Annotated in this window: 9 protein-coding genes and 1 tRNA gene; all 10 read right to left on the bottom strand. The window is 64.3% G+C overall.

Annotation, left to right across the window (positions count from 1 at the left end):
- Positions 1–13: 13 nt before the first annotated feature.
- The 10 genes from BL8807_RS04590 to BL8807_RS04540 all read right to left on the bottom strand — a co-directional run bounded on the left by BL8807_RS04590 (position 14) and on the right by BL8807_RS04540 (position 16,085).
- Positions 14–2,980, bottom strand: a complete 2,967-nt coding sequence (locus tag BL8807_RS04590) for a glycoside hydrolase family 3 protein (RefSeq protein ID WP_072724260.1) — start codon at positions 2,978–2,980, stop codon at positions 14–16.
- A gap of 193 nt (positions 2,981–3,173) precedes the next feature.
- Positions 3,174–4,535, bottom strand: coding sequence for a sensor histidine kinase (locus BL8807_RS04585; RefSeq protein WP_072724262.1), 1,362 nt, complete (start codon positions 4,533–4,535; stop codon positions 3,174–3,176).
- A complete protein-coding gene (locus BL8807_RS04580) occupies positions 4,535–5,236 on the bottom strand; it encodes a LytR/AlgR family response regulator transcription factor (RefSeq protein ID WP_158217123.1) in 702 nt (233 codons plus the stop codon). The genes BL8807_RS04585 and BL8807_RS04580 overlap by 1 nt, the downstream gene beginning before the upstream one ends.
- Positions 5,237–5,323: 87 nt before the next feature.
- Positions 5,324–6,034, bottom strand: a complete 711-nt coding sequence (locus BL8807_RS04575; protein ID WP_072724267.1) for a response regulator transcription factor — start codon at positions 6,032–6,034, stop codon at positions 5,324–5,326.
- Complete coding sequence (locus BL8807_RS04570) at positions 6,031–9,228, bottom strand: ATP-binding protein (protein WP_072724269.1); 3,198 nt, start codon at positions 9,226–9,228, stop codon at positions 6,031–6,033. Before BL8807_RS04570 ends, BL8807_RS04575 begins: the two co-directional genes overlap by 4 nt.
- Before the next feature lie 287 nt (positions 9,229–9,515).
- Entirely contained in the window at positions 9,516–10,124 is a 609-nt protein-coding gene (gene kdpC / locus BL8807_RS04565) for a K(+)-transporting ATPase subunit C (protein ID WP_072724271.1), read from the bottom strand.
- A 30-nt stretch (positions 10,125–10,154) separates the two neighbouring features.
- Entirely contained in the window at positions 10,155–12,410 is a 2,256-nt protein-coding gene (gene kdpB, locus BL8807_RS04560; protein WP_226847509.1) for a potassium-transporting ATPase subunit KdpB, read from the bottom strand.
- The gene (gene kdpA, locus BL8807_RS04555; protein WP_072724272.1) at positions 12,410–14,083 is read right to left on the bottom strand and encodes a potassium-transporting ATPase subunit KdpA; all 1,674 of its coding nucleotides are present in this window, start codon (positions 14,081–14,083) and stop codon (positions 12,410–12,412) included. Before kdpA ends, kdpB begins: the two co-directional genes overlap by 1 nt.
- Positions 14,084–14,782: 699 nt before the next feature.
- Positions 14,783–15,829 (bottom strand): drug/metabolite transporter permease, encoded by a 1,047-nt coding sequence (locus BL8807_RS04545; protein WP_083570126.1) that lies wholly within the window; start codon positions 15,827–15,829, stop codon positions 14,783–14,785.
- A 182-nt stretch (positions 15,830–16,011) separates the two neighbouring features.
- Positions 16,012–16,085: transfer RNA gene (locus BL8807_RS04540), tRNA-Gly, on the bottom strand.
- Positions 16,086–16,278 lie beyond the last annotated feature (193 nt).

Here is a 16,278-nt window from a genome sequence, read left to right as displayed (position 1 = left end):
GCTCCGCAGCAGGCTAGAGGGCCGGGGTGGCGGCGGGTTGCGCGGCGGCTTCCTTGCGACGGGCGAGGAAGCGCTTGATGGCGAGCGTCTCGCAGCCGATGAGGGCCAGTGCGATCACCGCCACGGCACCGTAGTACACGTACTGCCAGGCCGGGGTCTCCACCGTGGGCTGCCCGTTCTCGTATAGCCAGCTGTTCACCGCCGTGTAGAGGATGTTGTGCGAGGCGGTGCGCATGGCGATCACCGAGGTGGCGGAATCGTCGGTGATGACGTTCACGCTCTCGATGGTGGCGAGCATCGCGTCATTACCGCTGCGGATGGCTTGGTCGCCGACCTTATATCCGTGGCCGTTGCCGAAATAGTCGGTTTCCACGAATCCTCGGAATCCCCATTCACCGCGCAGCACACCGTTCAGCAGCGCCGAGTCAGCCGAGGAGTGCCTGTTGCCGATGTAGTTGAAGGACGTCATCACCGCGGTTGCTCCGCCGTCCTTCACGGCCAGTTCGAAGGGCTTGAAGTAGATCTCGCGCATGGTCTGCTCGTCGGCCCAGGTACACAGCATGGCCAAACGGTTGGTTTCCTGGTCGTTGAGCGCGAAGTGTTTGATGAAGGGATACACGCCCTTCGAGCGGGCGCCGGCCACCTGCTGGGCGGCCATGATTCCGGAGAGCACGCCATCTTCGGAGAAGTACTCGAAGTTGCGGCCGGCGTACGGCGTGCGGTGGATGTTCATGGCGGGCGCATACCAGCCGGTCACGTTCATCTCGCGGGCCATGTCGCCGATGGTTTCGCCGAACTGGCGGGCCAGATCCTTGCTGAAGGTGTTCGCCACGCTCACGCCGGAGGGCAGACCGATGGAACCGATACCGGTGAAGCTGTTATTCAGCGTGGACGGACCATCCTCATCGGTTTGGCGAGGCTTGTCGATGGAGTCCACTGCGGCGTTGCCGTAGCCAGCGAAGGCGATCAGGGTGTTCATCTCGTCGTAGGTGAGTTCGTCGAGCAGGTCGTCCCACAGCGGATCGTCGTAGTCTTTGCCGTACAGCTCGTACAGGCTCACGCCGTTGTCGGCACCGGTGGTCGGCATCTCGTCGTTCTCGTCGTTCACGTTTTCGTAGTTCGAGGCGTTCACGAAGGCGGCCTTGTGCTCGTCGGACATGGAGTAGGTGCTCGGCGCGGCCGTGGTTTCCGCCAGGTTCGCGAACTGGTCGGCGCGCGACAGCGTCTCGAAGGTCGGGGCGATGTCGTCGAACTGGTTGGTCACCTCAGTTTGGTCGCTGGAGCGGTGGTTCTCGCCGGAGTAGACGATGGTTTCGTCGACGGTCACGGTGCGCGAGTCGAGCACGGTGTGCGAGTCGGCGTTGATGGAGATTTCGTAGTCGCCGGATTCGAGCACGTAGGCGCGGGCGTCGTCGTTGTCGTACGAAGCCATATCCTCGTCCTGGAATTCGATGGTCACGGTTTCGGATTCGCCCGGTTCCAGCTCGCCGGTTTTGGCGAAGTCGATGAGGTTCGCGCTGGCCTTCTCGATGCCGCCGTTGGCGTACGGCGGATTGTAGAACACCTCGACCACGTCCTTGCCGATTACATCGCCCGTGTTCGTCACGGTCACGTCGAAGCTAATCGTGCCGTCGGCAGCGTAGCTCACCTCGCCCATCTCCTGTTCGAAGGTGGTGTACGACAGGCCGTAGCCGAAGGGATACTGCACCACCGTGTCATAATCGATCGCGCCCTCGTCGGCGGCCGTCTCGTAATACTTGTAGCCCACGTAAATACCCTCGACGTAATTCACGAACGACGGGATGGGATGCACCTCGCCGGCGGAACCGGAGAACACCGTGGAGAACTCATCCATGTTGTCGTACTGGAATTGACCGAAATTGTTGTACCAAGGCGTTTGAGTGAAGTCTTTCACAAAAGTGTCGGTGGCGCGACCCGAAGGATTCACCTCTCCCGCAAGCACTTCACCGAGAGCGGTGAAGCCCGTCTGTCCCGCGGGTGGCGCCCACAGCACGGAGGTGATCTCGTCATAATCGTCCACGAAACCGAGGTTCATAGGATTGGCGCCGTTGTAGACGAGCACCACATTGTCGAAGTTTTCGGTGACCAAGTCGAGCATGTTCTCTTCGGTCTGCGACAGATCGAGATAGCCTTCGCCCTCTTCGAAATCGTTATAGTCGGCGGAGTTGTTGTGATACACCGAGACGGCGTCGCTTTCCTCACCCGGACCGGTGGTTTCGCCCTCAGCGGGACCATACTGCCTCACGGCACCCATATCGGCCATGTTCGGGGGAAGATCAAAGCCTTCGCCACCGGTACGTCCCAACACCACAACAGCCATGTCGGAAAAATCCTTGGCATTGGAAAGCAGCTCATCGGGATAGGATTCCGCGGTGGGCTCGGGCAATGTCCAATCCTGCATCGCCACCGTATTGACCTGGCGTTCCGCGCGATAGTCGACATAGAAATCAGTGAGCTCGTCATTCGTCTCGATACCGGCTTCCGCCATGCCTTGCAGAATCGAAGTGACCGGATATTGGTCGTTCATCGAACCTGAACCGGTACCGCCGTAAATCGGATTGGTGGACGCCCAGCCGAACACGTTAACTTTCTCGGTCGCAAGCGGCAACGCACCATCATCGTTCTTCAACAGCACGATACCCTCGCTCTCGATGTCCTCCGCCAAATCCTCGGCCTGAGCGATGGTGCTTTCGCTCAGCGTACCGCTGCCGGACACGAGTGACAGCATCGTGTGCAACGGTCCGAACAGCATGGTGCTCACGGCCACCACCGCCGCGATCACCGCGACGATCCAGGTCTGCGCGTGCGCGAATTTTCTCACGCCCGCATTGCGTACCGTACGTTTATTTACAACAGCCGTGGCCACCAACGCCACGACCAATACGATCGCCAAAGCGATCAGCTGAGTCCGCACCGAATCAATCGTGTCGAGGACATCAGCGAAATTGAGTTCCAGCATGTGCTCTCCTTATATCGTCTCCACCACATCGCCGCTCGTTCACGAGCAGCAATGGGCCGTTCACAGCAACGCCAGGCTTCCACGCCCTGCGATTCCTGATGTTTTGACGATATGGGCGGAACAGCGTCGCGGCCAGCTTCGGTACGCGAACGGTAGCCGAGTGTACGCGAGCCGTCACCCGGCCGCCGCGAACCTAGCCGACGGTTTTCGGACTCTGTTTGGGCAGCACGATATTGAGATCGAAGATGCCATCCTCCGCTGTGATGGTCATATCCCCGCCGAGTCGTTCCACAATCATGCGAATGCTTTTGACGCCATACCCATGCGCTTCGGCGTCGGCCTTCAGTGTGGCCAATCCACCGGAGCCGTCACGTCTGATGTGGTCGAAATAGTTGGTGACATGGATGTTCGTCAGATTCCCACGCCGTGCTCCGGTGAGTTTCATCACGCGCCGTTCCTCATCGTCGAGCCGCTCCAGCGCTTCGATGGCGTTGTCGAGCGCGTTGCCGAACAGCGAATAGATGTCGTAGTCGCTCACCCAGTCCAAGCAATGCTCATCCACCATGTAGGTGAACCGGATGGACTTGCGGGCGCATTCCAAACTTTTCTGAGTCAACACCACATCCAAAGCCGCATTGCCCGTTTTGGACACCTTGCCGTACATGTCCACCGATTCGATGATTTCGTCGAGGACCTTATTCGACTCATCCGCCGATTCCGTGGCGGCGCGCAGTCTCGCTACCTGATGTTTGAGATCGTGGTAGCGCACATTGGTGGTTTCGATCGTGTCTTTCAACAGTTCGTAATAATTCGTACGCATGTCATTCATCTGCTTGACGAACGCCAACTCGGCGGACAGACGCTGGCTACGCGCCAACTCACCGAATGTGAAGAGGATGAGCGCGCACACCAGAATCGATACCAGCCGAAACGCGAACAACGTCAACGTCGGATGGTCAACCCGGTAGGCGTAAGAGCTGAGCATCACCGTCACCAAAAGCACTCCAGATGACAAGAAACCCAATATTCCCGTGGAACTCATGCTGACTCGGGTGACGTCGATCTTCCGAATATACCAACGGTGGAACGCGACGTACACGCTGAAGCACACCATGGCGCTCATCATTCTGATGAGGCCTGGAGATGAGAGGAACTCGTGCGCCGAATAATCGCTTGCGGCACTGAGCATGGACACCATCGCAGCGACGATATGCTGCATCGCATACCCGCAGATGGCCACCACCATGGCCGTCCGTATATCGCTTCGCAGCACGGCGCGCACCACGGCGATCGAGATCACGTACATCGTCGCGAACATCGCCACGGATCCGTAGAAACCCGGGACGATGGGATCGGTAAGCCATGTGCACACAGCGGCGGCCACCACCATCACGGCATACGCCGACGCCACCCGCGCTACGGCATGGGCGCTTTTGCGAAGCATGTGCTGACCGACCAACATCTGCGCGACGAATAGCTCGAATGTGAACCATTGATGGTGGAACATCTGCGAAGTCGGCGTATACCACATATCCACCAGCCATTCGACGACCATCACAGCGCGCCTCCCATCGAGGCGGTGACGGCGCGCAGAATCTCCTGCTTTTTGGAACGGCTGACCTCTATGCTGCGCCCGCCCACCGTGACCAGGTTGCCGTCGAGCCCGGTGATGTTGTCGATATTGACCAGATACCAGCGGTTGCATCGCATGAAATTGCCCTGAGCCAGCGCGTCCTCGGCTTGGGCGAGCGTGCCTTTGACGGTGAAGTCGCCGTCGGTGGTGTGGTAGGTGATGTAGTGGTTCTGCACCTCCACATAGTCGATGTGGCTGATGGGCAGCACCTGCACGGCGCCGCGCGTCACAAGGCGGACGGTGCTCTGCCGGCGGCGGTCCATACGCAGCAAGGCCTTGCGCATCACCATGTCGAAACTGTAGTAATCCACCGGTTTGACCACGAAGTCCAGCGCCTCCACCTCGTAGCCTTTGATGGCGAGCTGCGCCATATTGGTCACGAACACGAGGATCGTGGCCGGATCGGTTTCGCGGATGACCTGGGCGGCTTTGATGCCGTCGACCTCGTCCATCTCGATGTCCAGAAAAATGATGTCGTACGTCGGCTGGTAGTGGTGCAGCAACGCGACCGCGCTGGGAAATTCGTCGACCGACAGAGCCATGCCGTCGCGGCCTTCGGCGAATCGCGCGAGATATCCGCGCAACCTCGCACGGGCCTCGGCATCGTCGTCAACCACAGCCACCGCAACCATCGCGCCCTCGCTTTCCTCGAATCCCAGCTTAACAGCGGACCTCGCGAAACGGCCCGGCTTGCGGAATCACGGCACCACTCAACGCTCCGGCAGGTCGAGACGGTAGCCCATGCCGGGGTCGGTGTGGAGGTATCGCGGGTGGGCGGGGTCGGGCTCGATTTTGCGGCGCAACTGGGAGATGTAGAGGCGCAGGTATCCGGAGTCGCTGACGTGCTCGGAACCCCAGATCTCGGTGAGCAGATCCTGACGCGTGACCAGACGGCCGGCGTTGCGCACCAGCATCTCCAGCACCTTCCATTCGGTGGGGGTCAGCCGCACACGCACCTGACGACCGGCCACGTCGCGCAGCACGGCGTGCGCGGCCAGGTCCACGGTCACATCACCCAGCACGACCTGCGGGGATTGGGCTTCCTGCGAGCCTTCCGACTCCTGCGGGATGCGCCGACCCAGCGCTCGGATGCGGGCGAGCAGTTCGTCGATGGAGACGGGCTTGGTCACGTAATCATCGGCCCCCGCGTCGAGCGCGGCGACCTTCTCGCGCGCGTCGGTGCGGCCGGACACCACGAGAATCGGCGCGTCGGTCCAGCCGCGCACGCCTTGAATCACGCCCATGCCGTCCATTTTCGGCATGCCGAGGTCGAGCACGAAAAGGTCGGGATGCTCCTCGACCGCGACCTGGATGCATTGCACGCCGTCCGCCGCCGTGACGATCTGATACCCCTGCGAGCGCAGGGTGATCCGCAGCGCTTTGAGGAACTGCGGATCGTCGTCGGCCACTAGGATTTTCATCTTGCCTCCTTCGGGTCGTTCCGACTCGCTCCCACGATAGTCGTGTAGTCGTTGGTGGGGTTCGCACGATTCATTCCGTCCGTTTCGTCCGTGCGACCCTCGACACCCGCGATATTCACACCGCCCACACGATTCGCGCCGTTTTGCTTATTCTCGCGGCCCGAGAGGTTCGCACGCCCCGCACTCTTCACGACGCCCGTGCGACCGCCCGTAACGTCCTCATAACCGCCCGTAGTTTCCGGGCGACCACCCGACCCATCTGGGCGACCACCCGACGCGTCCGGACGACCGCCCGTAACGTCCTTATGACCACCCGACGCGTCCGGACGACCGCCCGCCCCATTCAGCGCACGTCCCATCAGCCCTTCGAGCACATCGGCCGAAGCCTCGCCGCGCAATGGCAGCATCACATCGGACACCATGCCCGACACGGCCAAAGTCGCGGCCTCGACCCGCTCCGCCGAGGCGGGGATGTCGGCCGTCGGGATGGGCTGCCCCAGCCGCAGCGCGGGATCGGCCGCATGCAGGCCGACCACCATGGTCAGTCCACCGCCCGGAGTGTCCTCCGCCTCGATAGAACCGCCCATCGATTCGACGAAACCCTTCGACAGCGCCATCCCCAATCCCAACCCGGTGGTGTTGTCGGTATCGCCCAGCCGATGGAAGGGCACGAAGATGTCGGCCTTGCGCTCGTCGGGCACGCCCGGCCCGCGGTCGGCCACGCGGATCTCCACCATGCCGTTGAACGCGGATGCCGAGATGTGGATGCGCCCATCCTCGGGCGTGAACCGCATCGCGTTCTCCACCACGTTGGCCAGCGCCCGTTTCAGCAGCGGCGGATCGGCCATCACCAGCGGCAGTTGCGGGTCGAGGTCGAGATCCACCTTGCCGGGCCCGATATGCCGCTCGTCGAGCACGGGCACGATGGCCGCGCCCACGTCCGAGGCGACCATCGCCAGCGGCAGCGCGCCCTCGCGGATGCGTGAGACGTCCAGCAGATCCGTGACCAGTTTGGTCAGCTGTCCCAACGATTCGTCCGCCACCGCCAACAGCTCGTCGCGGTCCTCCCCGCTCATCGTGTCGCCCATGCGTCGCAGTCCGGACACCGCCGCGGTGGCCGAGGCCAGCGGACGGCGCAGGTCGTGGCTCACCGCGTTGAGCAGGGCCGTGCGCATCTTCTCCGCCGCGGCCAGAGGCTCGACCTCCTGCGCTTTTTGGGCCAGCACGTTGTGTTCAAGCACCGTGAGGATCTGCGAGGCGACCGCCATCAGCAGCCGTTGGTCGCTGGCTTCGATGGGGTGCCCGTACAGTTCCAGCGTCACACCGTCATCGCCGATGGCGATGGTGCCGGAGGACGGGGTCATCGCCGACGCCGCAGACATCCCGCTTCCGTCCGGGGGCCTTCTGGCGGGACCAGCTCCATCCGGGCCAAGTCCAACCCGATCCGCTCCGAAGAGACCCAACCCAGTCCGGCCGTCTCGCTCCGCACCCTTCTCGCCCGGGTCGGTTTCGCCGCGGACGGACCTCGCGTCCACGTCCGATTCACCGCCGTCCGATTCGTCGCCGTCCGATGCCAGCACCTCGCCGTCCTTCACTACACGCACGCAGGTGAATCCGAACGCCTCGCGCGTGCGCGACACAATCGCCTCCAGCGGATCGCCGCTGCGCAGTACGGCACCGGAGATGGCGGCCAGCATCTCCGATTCGGCGGACGCGCGCTGCGCCTGCCGCGCCCGTTCGCCGGCACGGTCCACGACGAACGAGACGATCACGCCCACCGCCACGTACAGCAGCATGGTCAGCCAATCCTGCCAGTGTGGCATATGCAGGCTGCCGGTCGGCGCGACGTACAGATAATCGAGCGCCAAACCGGAGAGCACGGCGGCCATGGTCGCGGGCGCGACGCCGCCGATCAGCGCGGACGCGACCACGATCAGCTGCAGCACCAGCGCGTCACGCGCGGCGAACAGAGGATCGGAAGCCAGCGCCAACAGCATCGCCACCGCCGGCACGGCAAGGCAGGCGAACAGGAATCCCAACGCGATGCGGGGCGTGGTCATCGTGCGGCGGCGGCGCGGCAGACGCAGACGAGCCAGCATCCGCCGGTGCGCGAAGGCGTGGGTGACCACATGCACATCGATATCGCCTGATTTGGAGATGATCTCGTTGGTAGAGGAGGGGCGACCCAGCCAGCGGGAGATCGCGGAGCGGCGCGAGACGCCGACGATGATCTGCGTGGCGTTGTTGGCGCGCGCGAATTGCAGCAGCGAGTCGGCGATGCTTTCGCCGGTGATCTGATGGTAGGAGCCGCCCAGCTGTTCCACCAGGTCGCGTTGTTGCTCCAGCAGAACGGGGTCGGAGCCGCACAGCCCGTCCTCGCTGGTCACATGCACGGCCATAAGGTCGCCGCCGCCGGACGCCCGGGCCACGCGCGCGCCGCGGCGCAGCAGCTGCTCCCCTTCAGGGCCGCCCGACAAAGCGACGACCACGCGTTCGCGCGTCTCCCACTTGGCGCTGATGTGATGCTCGCTGCGGTAGGCTTTGAGCGCCTCGTCCACACGCCCGGCCAGCCACAGCAGCGCCAGCTCGCGCAGGGCCGTGAGGTTGCCGAGGCGGAAATAGTTGGACAAGGCGGCGTCCACCCGGTCCGGCTGATACACCAGCCCGGCGGAAAGCCGCTCGCGCAGGCCCTCAGGAGGCAGATCCACCAGCTCGATCTGCGTGGCGGAGCGCAGCACTTTGTCGGGCACCGTCTCACGCTGTTCGCTGCCGGTGATGCCGCGCACCACGTCGTTCAGCGATTCGATATGCTGCACGTTGATGGTGGTGATCACGTCGATGCCCGCGTCGAGCAGATCCTCCACGTCCTGCCAGCGTTTGGCGTGCACGGAGCCGGGCGCGTTGCTGTGGGCGAATTCGTCGACCAGCGCCACTTGAGGGGCGCGTTCGACGACTTTGAACAGGTCCATCTCGTCGAGCCACATGCCGCGGTATCGCACGCGGCGGCGAGGCACCTGCTCGAGTCCTTCGGAGGCCTGCGCGGTGGCTCGCCGCCCATGCGTTTCCAACAGGGCGATGACCACGTCCTTGCCTTCGTCGCGCAGTCGCCGCCCCTCCTGCAGCATCGCGTAGGTTTTGCCCACGCCGGGCGCCGCGCCCAGCAGCACCCGCAACGATCCCCGTGTGTTCGCCATCGTCCCGTCCGCCTCACTCGTTCATATCTTCCCCGACTGTACCGCATCGCACGGCGCGCTATTCCGCACGGCACCGCCCATCGTGCGGTACATGGTGCAACTTCTCGCGCAACACCGCGCCATCGTGCGGCACATGGTGCGGTAGTGCCCATCGTGCGGCGCCTACATCGTGCGGTGGGTTGGAATTCCAACGTTTTCGAGGCACCGCACCATGGAAAGTACCGCACGATGGGCACCACCGCACGATGGACCGCACCATGGGCCGCGCGATGGTGGAGCGTGGGGTATTACGCCAGCTCGTCGAGCGCGAGGTTGAGGGTGACCACGTTCACCACCGGCTCGCCAATGAATCCCAGACCGCGGCCGGTGGTGTTCAGCCGAACCAATTCCTCCACCTGGCCCACGCCCAGCCCGCGCGCCTCGGCCACGCGCTCCACTTGGATGGCCGCGTATTCGGGGCTGATATGCGGGTCGAGTCCGGAGGCCGAGGCGGTGACGGCGTCGGCCGGCACGTCGTCGACGTCCACGCCCTCACGTTCGGCGATGGCGGCGCGCCGCTCCTCGACGGAGGCGATAAGCTCCTCGTCCTGATGCCCCTTATTGGTCGCGCCGGAGGCGGACGCGTCGTAGCCGTCGCCGGCCGCGGAGGGGCGCGACTGGAAGTATTGGGGCAGCGCGCGGCCGTTCGCGTCGGTGAAGGGCTGTCCGATCAGCGACGAGCCGACCACCTCGCCCTCGCCGTTGGCGATCATCGAGCCGTTGGCTTGGGATGGGAATCCCAGCTGGCCGATGCCGACCATCATCAGCGTGTAGGCGATCGCGATCGCGGTGAACACGACCACCGCCTTGAATCCCGCCCAACAGGTGCGCATACGCAGCGCCAGCGCGTTCTTCATATCAGTGTTTCCTTTCCAAAAACGCCGGTCTCACAGACCGGGAATCAGACGAACGAACAGGTCGATGGCCCAGATGCCGACGAACGGCGCGACGATGCCGCCCAACCCATAGACCTTGAGGTTGCGCCCCAGCAGCCGCTCGCCGCTTTCGGCGCGATAGTCCACGCCTTTGAGCGCGAGCGGGATCAGCGCCACGATGATGACCGCGTTGAAGATCACCGCGGACAGCACGGCGGACAGCGACGAATGCAGCCCCATGATGTTCAGCGCCGACAGCCCCGGGAACCGGTCCATGAACATGGCCGGGATGATTGCGAAGTATTTCGCGATGTCGTTGGCGATGGAGAAGGTGGTCAGCGCGCCGCGCGTGATGAGCAGCTGCTTGCCGATGCGCACGATGTCGATGAGCTTGGTCGGGTCGGAGTCGAGATCGACCATATTGCCTGCCTCCTTCGCGGCGGAGGTGCCGGAGTTCATGGCCACGCCCACATCGGATTGGGCGAGCGCGGGCGCGTCGTTGGTGCCGTCGCCGGTCATCGCCACTAGCTGCCCCTTGGCCTGCTCCGCCTTGATATAGGCGAGTTTGTCCTCCGGCTTGGCTTCGGCGATGAAATCGTCGACGCCGGCCTCCTTAGCGATGGCCTTCGCGGTCAACGGGTTGTCGCCGGTGACCATCACCGTGCGGATGCCCATGGCGCGCAGGTCGTCGAACCGTTCGCGCAGCCCTTCCTTGACCACGTCCTTGAGCTGCACGACGCCGAGCACGCGCATCGCACGGTCGGCGGCCTGTTCGGCCACGACCAGCGGGGTGCCGCCCTGACGGGAGACCGCGTCGACCCGGTCGCGCATCGCGTCGATCACGCCCTGTTCGACCGTCGCGCCCTCAGCCGCGATCCACGCCTCGATGGCGGAGGTCGCGCCCTTGCGGATGCGCTCGCCGCCCGGCAGATCCAGTCCGGACATGCGGGTTTCGGCCGTGAACGCCACCGGCTGCGCGCCGGGCACCTCGCCGACATGCACGCCCATGCGCTCGGCGAGCGCCACAATGGACTGGCCTTCGGGCGTGGAGTCGGCCAGCGAGCTCAACGCGGCCGCACGCACGAGAGCGCTCTGTTCCACGCCCGGCAGCGGATGGAAGGCCGAGGCCTGGCGGTTGCCGTAGGTGATGGTGCCGGTTTTGTCGAGCAGTAGGGTGGTCACGTCGCCGGCGGCCTCGATGGCGCGGCCGGAGGTGGCGAGCACGTTGCGCTGCACCAGCCGGTCCATGCCGGCGATGCCGATGGCGCTCAGCAGCGCGCCGATGGTGGTCGGGATCAGGCACACCAGCAGGGCGAGCAGCACGGTCAGGCTGACGGATGCGCCCACCGCTCCGGCCTGCGCGTTGAGGCTGAGCACCACGACGAGGAAGATGATGGTCAGCGAGCTGAGCAGCACGTTGAGCGCGATCTCGTTGGGGGTTTTCTGCCGGTTCGCGCCTTCGACCAGCGCGATCATCTTGTCGACGAAGGATTCGCCTGGCTTTTGGGTGATGCGCATGACGATGCGGTCGGAAAGCACGCGCGTGCCGCCGGTGACGGCCGAACGGTCGCCGCCCGACTCGCGGATCACGGGCGCGGATTCGCCGGTGATGGCGGATTCGTCCACCGAGGCGATGCCGGAGATGATGTCGCCGTCGCCGGGGATCAGATCTCCTTCGGCGACGACGACCACGTCGCCCAGCCGCAGGTCGGAGGACGGAATCTCCTCGATGTATGACGGGCCTTCGCCGTGTTCAGGACCGCGCGCGTCGGGATCGGCCGTCTCGTCGTAGCCGACGACGCGGCGGGCTGGCGTGGTGGTGCGGGTTTTGCGCAGCGCGTCCGCCTGCGCTTTGCCGCGGCCCTCGGCCACGGATTCGGCGAGGTTGGCGAACAGGACGGTCGCCCACAGACAGGCCGCGACGAGCCAGGTGAAGTAGATCGGCTCGCCCTGGCGCATCTCCATGTCGAATATCTGCGCGATGCCGACCAGTGTGAGGAACGCGGCACCCACCCAGACGATGAACATCACGGGATTGTGCCACATGGCGCGCGGGTCGAATTTGCGCAGCGCGCCCGGCAGGGCGGCCGCCAGCATGGCGCCGAACGAGACGGAGCGCTTGCCCGGCCCGCCGTCGCCGGCGGGAGTGGAAGCGGGACCGTCTTGGGCGGGGGAACCTTGGGCGGGAGCGTCCTCGAAACCGGCGGAGTCAGCGGAACAGACGGAACCGACGGAGCCGACACCGGCCATCGAATATGCGGATGACATCACATCACCAAACCTTCCGCCAACGGGCCCAACGCAAGCGTGGGCAGGAACGTCAGCGCGGAAACGATCACGATCACGAACACGAGGAGGAATACGAACAAGGCGTTGTCGGTGCGCATCGTGCCTGCGGTGCGCGGCACGGTCTCCTGGCGGGCGAGCGAACCCGACAGGGCGACCACCAGCACGATCGGCACGAATCTGCCGAGCAGCATCACCACACCCAGCGCGGTGTCGAACCAGAGGGTGTCGGCGGCGAGGCCGGCGAAGGCGGAACCGTTGTTGTTGGCCGCGGAGGTGAAGGCGTAGACCACTTCGGTGAAGCCGTGGTTGCCGGAGTTACCCAGAGAGCCGACGACCGACTCGCGCACGGCGGGGATGGCGAAGCTTAGAGCCACGCCCGTCACCACCAGCACCGGCATGACGAGGAAGTACAGCGAGGCCATCTTCATCTCGCGCGGACCGATCTTCTTGCCGAGGTACTCCGGCGTGCGGCCCACCATCAGGCCGGCGATGAACACGGCCACGACGGCCATCATCAGCAGGCCGTACAGGCCCGAACCCACGCCGCCGGGACTCACCTCGCCGAGCATCATATTGAACAGCAGCATCATGCCGCCGAGCGCCGTGTACGAGTCGTGCATGGCGTTGACCGCGCCCGTGGAGGTGGAGGTCGAGACGGTGGAGAACAGGCTGGACCACACCACGCCGAAGCGGGTCTCCTTGCCTTCCATCGACCCGCCGGCCAGCAGCGTGAGCGGGTCGGCCGAGAAGGATTCGAAGCACACCAGCGCGAGGAGAGACACGGCGAACAGGGCCGTCATCGCGCACAGCAGCGCGGTTCCCTGGCGCACGTCGCCCACCATGCGGCCGAAGGTGCGGGTCAGCGCGACCGGAATCGCGAGCATGAGCAGGATTTCGACCAGATTGGTCCACATATTCGGGTTCTCATACGGGTGGGCGGCGTTCGCGTTGAAGAATCCGCCGCCGTTGGTGCCGAGCTCCTTGATGACCTCCTGGCTGGCGACCGGGCCCTGCATAATCGTCTGGGTCGCGCCGGAGACGGTGGAGGTTTCGACGAATCCCGCGAGGTTCTGCACCACGCCGAGCGCGATGAGGATTGTGCCCATCACCACGCAGATCGGCAGCAATACGCGCGTCACGCAGCGGGTCAGGTCCACCCAGAAGTTGCCGATGGCCGCGGCCTTGCGCCAGGCGAGGCCGCGCATCAGGGCGACGGCCACGCAAATGCCGACCGCGGCGGAGACGAGGTTTTGGGCGGTCAGACCGGCGATCTGCACCGCATAACCCAGCGTGGCCTCGGGCGAATACGCCTGCCAGTTTGTGTTGGTAACGAAGGAGACGGCCGTGTTGAACGCGAGCGGCGCGGGCACGTTGCCGTTGCCGAGCGAATACGGCAGCCAGGCCTGCACGCGTTGCAGGGCGTAAAGCGCGAGCAGACCCAACAGCGAGAACGCGAGGATGGCGCGCAGGTAGGCCTTCCAGTTTTGGCTTTTCTTGGGGTCGACGCCGATGATGCGGTAGATCGCGCGTTCGGGGCGCAGGTCCCGCTCGTCGGTGAAGACATGGAAGATATAGTCGCCCAGCGGGTTGGCGAGCGCGGCGAGAATCGCCACGACCAGCGCGAGGGCGAGCAGAGCGTACACAATCACCATGGTCGGCACGCTTTCAGAACCGCTCCGGGCGGCACAGGGCGTAGAGCATGTAGGCGATGCCCAGCACACCCCCGACCACACCCACGACGGTGAATACGGTGAGGATCATAGCCGGTCCACCGCCTTGCCCAACATATCCAGCGCGGCGAACAGCGCGACCACGCCCACCACATAGGCCACATCAAGCCACCATGGCATTGTTCTCTCCATTCCGTCGAACGCCCGACCATCGGGCGTTTGCGTCCTTCAGCCTAGGCGCGGAGCGCGGGACGTGGAGCGAAACTAACGGAACCCATACGGGTGCGGAGACAACCCTAACGGTTTGCTAACGGCGGGGCGGGACGGGACGCACGACGGGCAGGCGGCAGTCAGACGGCGGTCAGACGGCAGACAGGTGAGGAAAGGCCACGAACCACTATGGCGGCCCAACCAGTCCATCTGCGTTAGCGGTAGTGGATTTGGGACCTTGCAAAGGTCGATCTGCGTTAGCGGTAGTGGGCTTTTACGCGATACACCGAGTATCCGGCCCGTTATTTCAACGGTCATACTCGAGATAACCTCAAAAGGACACTACCGCTAACACAGATCGACCTTTGCAGACACTCATTTCCACTACCGCTAACGCGGATAGGCTGCTCCAGGAAAGGAGACGGCATCGCCAACACGAACGTTCTCGACCAACACAGTGCGGCGATCGCGTCAGCCGCGGTTGGCTCGCCAGTTGAGCAACGAGCCGGCCACCACCAGCACGGCGCCGCACCAGAACGGCACGGATAGCGACAATCCCAGCAGCAGGGCGCTGGCGGCCACTGAGAGCAGCGGCGTGGCGTAGGAGGCCACGGCGAGTTTGCTCAGGCTGCCGTGCAGAATGCCGTATCCCCAGCAGGCGTATCCGCCGGCGATCACGGCGGCCGCGGCCGGCACCGCCAGCCAGGAGCCGACCTGCGGCATGGCGGCGGGCAGTCCCTCGCCCGAGGCGAAGTGGATGACCCACAACACCACGGCCACACAGGGGAAGAACACGGAGGTGCCGTCCTGCCCTTCGGACAGCACGGGCGTGATCACGGCGTAGACGGCCCAGGCGAACGCGCCCGCGAAGGCGAGCAGATAAGGCAGCGGATTCGAGGCGATGTTGGCGGCGGCGACCTGCCAGTCGAGGCCGCTGTTGCCACCGACGGACAGCACCACGCCGCAAGTGGCGACGATCGCGCCCGGCAGCACACGCAACACCGCGTGTTTGGTGGCGCGTTCGCTGCCGTGGTTGCCGTCGCGTTCACCGTTGTCCTGTTTTTCGTCCTGACTGCGGGGTTTGGCGAGCGCGGCGGCAAGCAGCACCATCATCGTGGGCCACAGGTAATTGACGAGGCTCACCTCCACGGATTGCGTGGCGGTGGAGGCCAGGCCGATGGACAGGGAGATCGCCGTCTCGTAGAACACGAACAGCGCGCCGCCGACGAGCAGATAGCGCTTGGGATAGGCCTTGAGCGGAGCAGGGCGGTGGAAGATCATGAGCAGCACCACGCCGGTGGTGTACACCATCGCCGTGCCGAGCGTGGCGCCGAAGGCGTCGGTCACGATGCGCACCAGCGCGACCATCAGGCTCCACAGCAGGATCGCCAACAGCCCCACCGCGGTCGCCCGCGAGGAAATCACATGACTACGGCCGTTCGCCAGCTCGCCCAGCGCACCCGACTCGCCCGGTTTTCCTGACTCATTCGCCTTGCCTGACTCATTCGCCTTGCCCATGATGTCCTCTTCGTCGCGCTGCCACAATTGCCTATACGCACGCTAGACAATCGCCACGACGCTTACGCTTGCTTATGCTCACGCGGCCTTACATATCCATCTTGGAAACGGCATGGCGTACGGAGCTCATGTAAAGAAGCCAGTTGCGTTTCTGGAAATGGCTGAATCAAGCCGATACGAAATGGAGCGGATGACGGGAGTCGAACCCGCCTTTAAAGCTTGGGAAGCTTTCGTTCTACCGATGAACTACATCCGCAGATGTCGCCAGCCGCAGGCGCGGCCGCGCACAAGCAGATAGTCTACCACGAGTTGGCGAGGCGTGGCATATCCGCCCGAAGCATGTCGGAGGAGGCTAAAACGAGCCACGCCAAGAAAGCCCTGAGCCTGCACGCGACGCATAGGTTCCCAACAACCCTCGCGGCCGCCACACCACGGGCATCGGCCCGCAC

Source organism: Bifidobacterium lemurum (assembly GCF_014898175.1).
GTDB classification, from domain to species: domain Bacteria; phylum Actinomycetota; class Actinomycetes; order Actinomycetales; family Bifidobacteriaceae; genus Bifidobacterium; species Bifidobacterium lemurum.
Note: the sequence above shows the minus strand (reverse complement) of the source record. Positions and strands in the feature narration are given on the sequence as shown.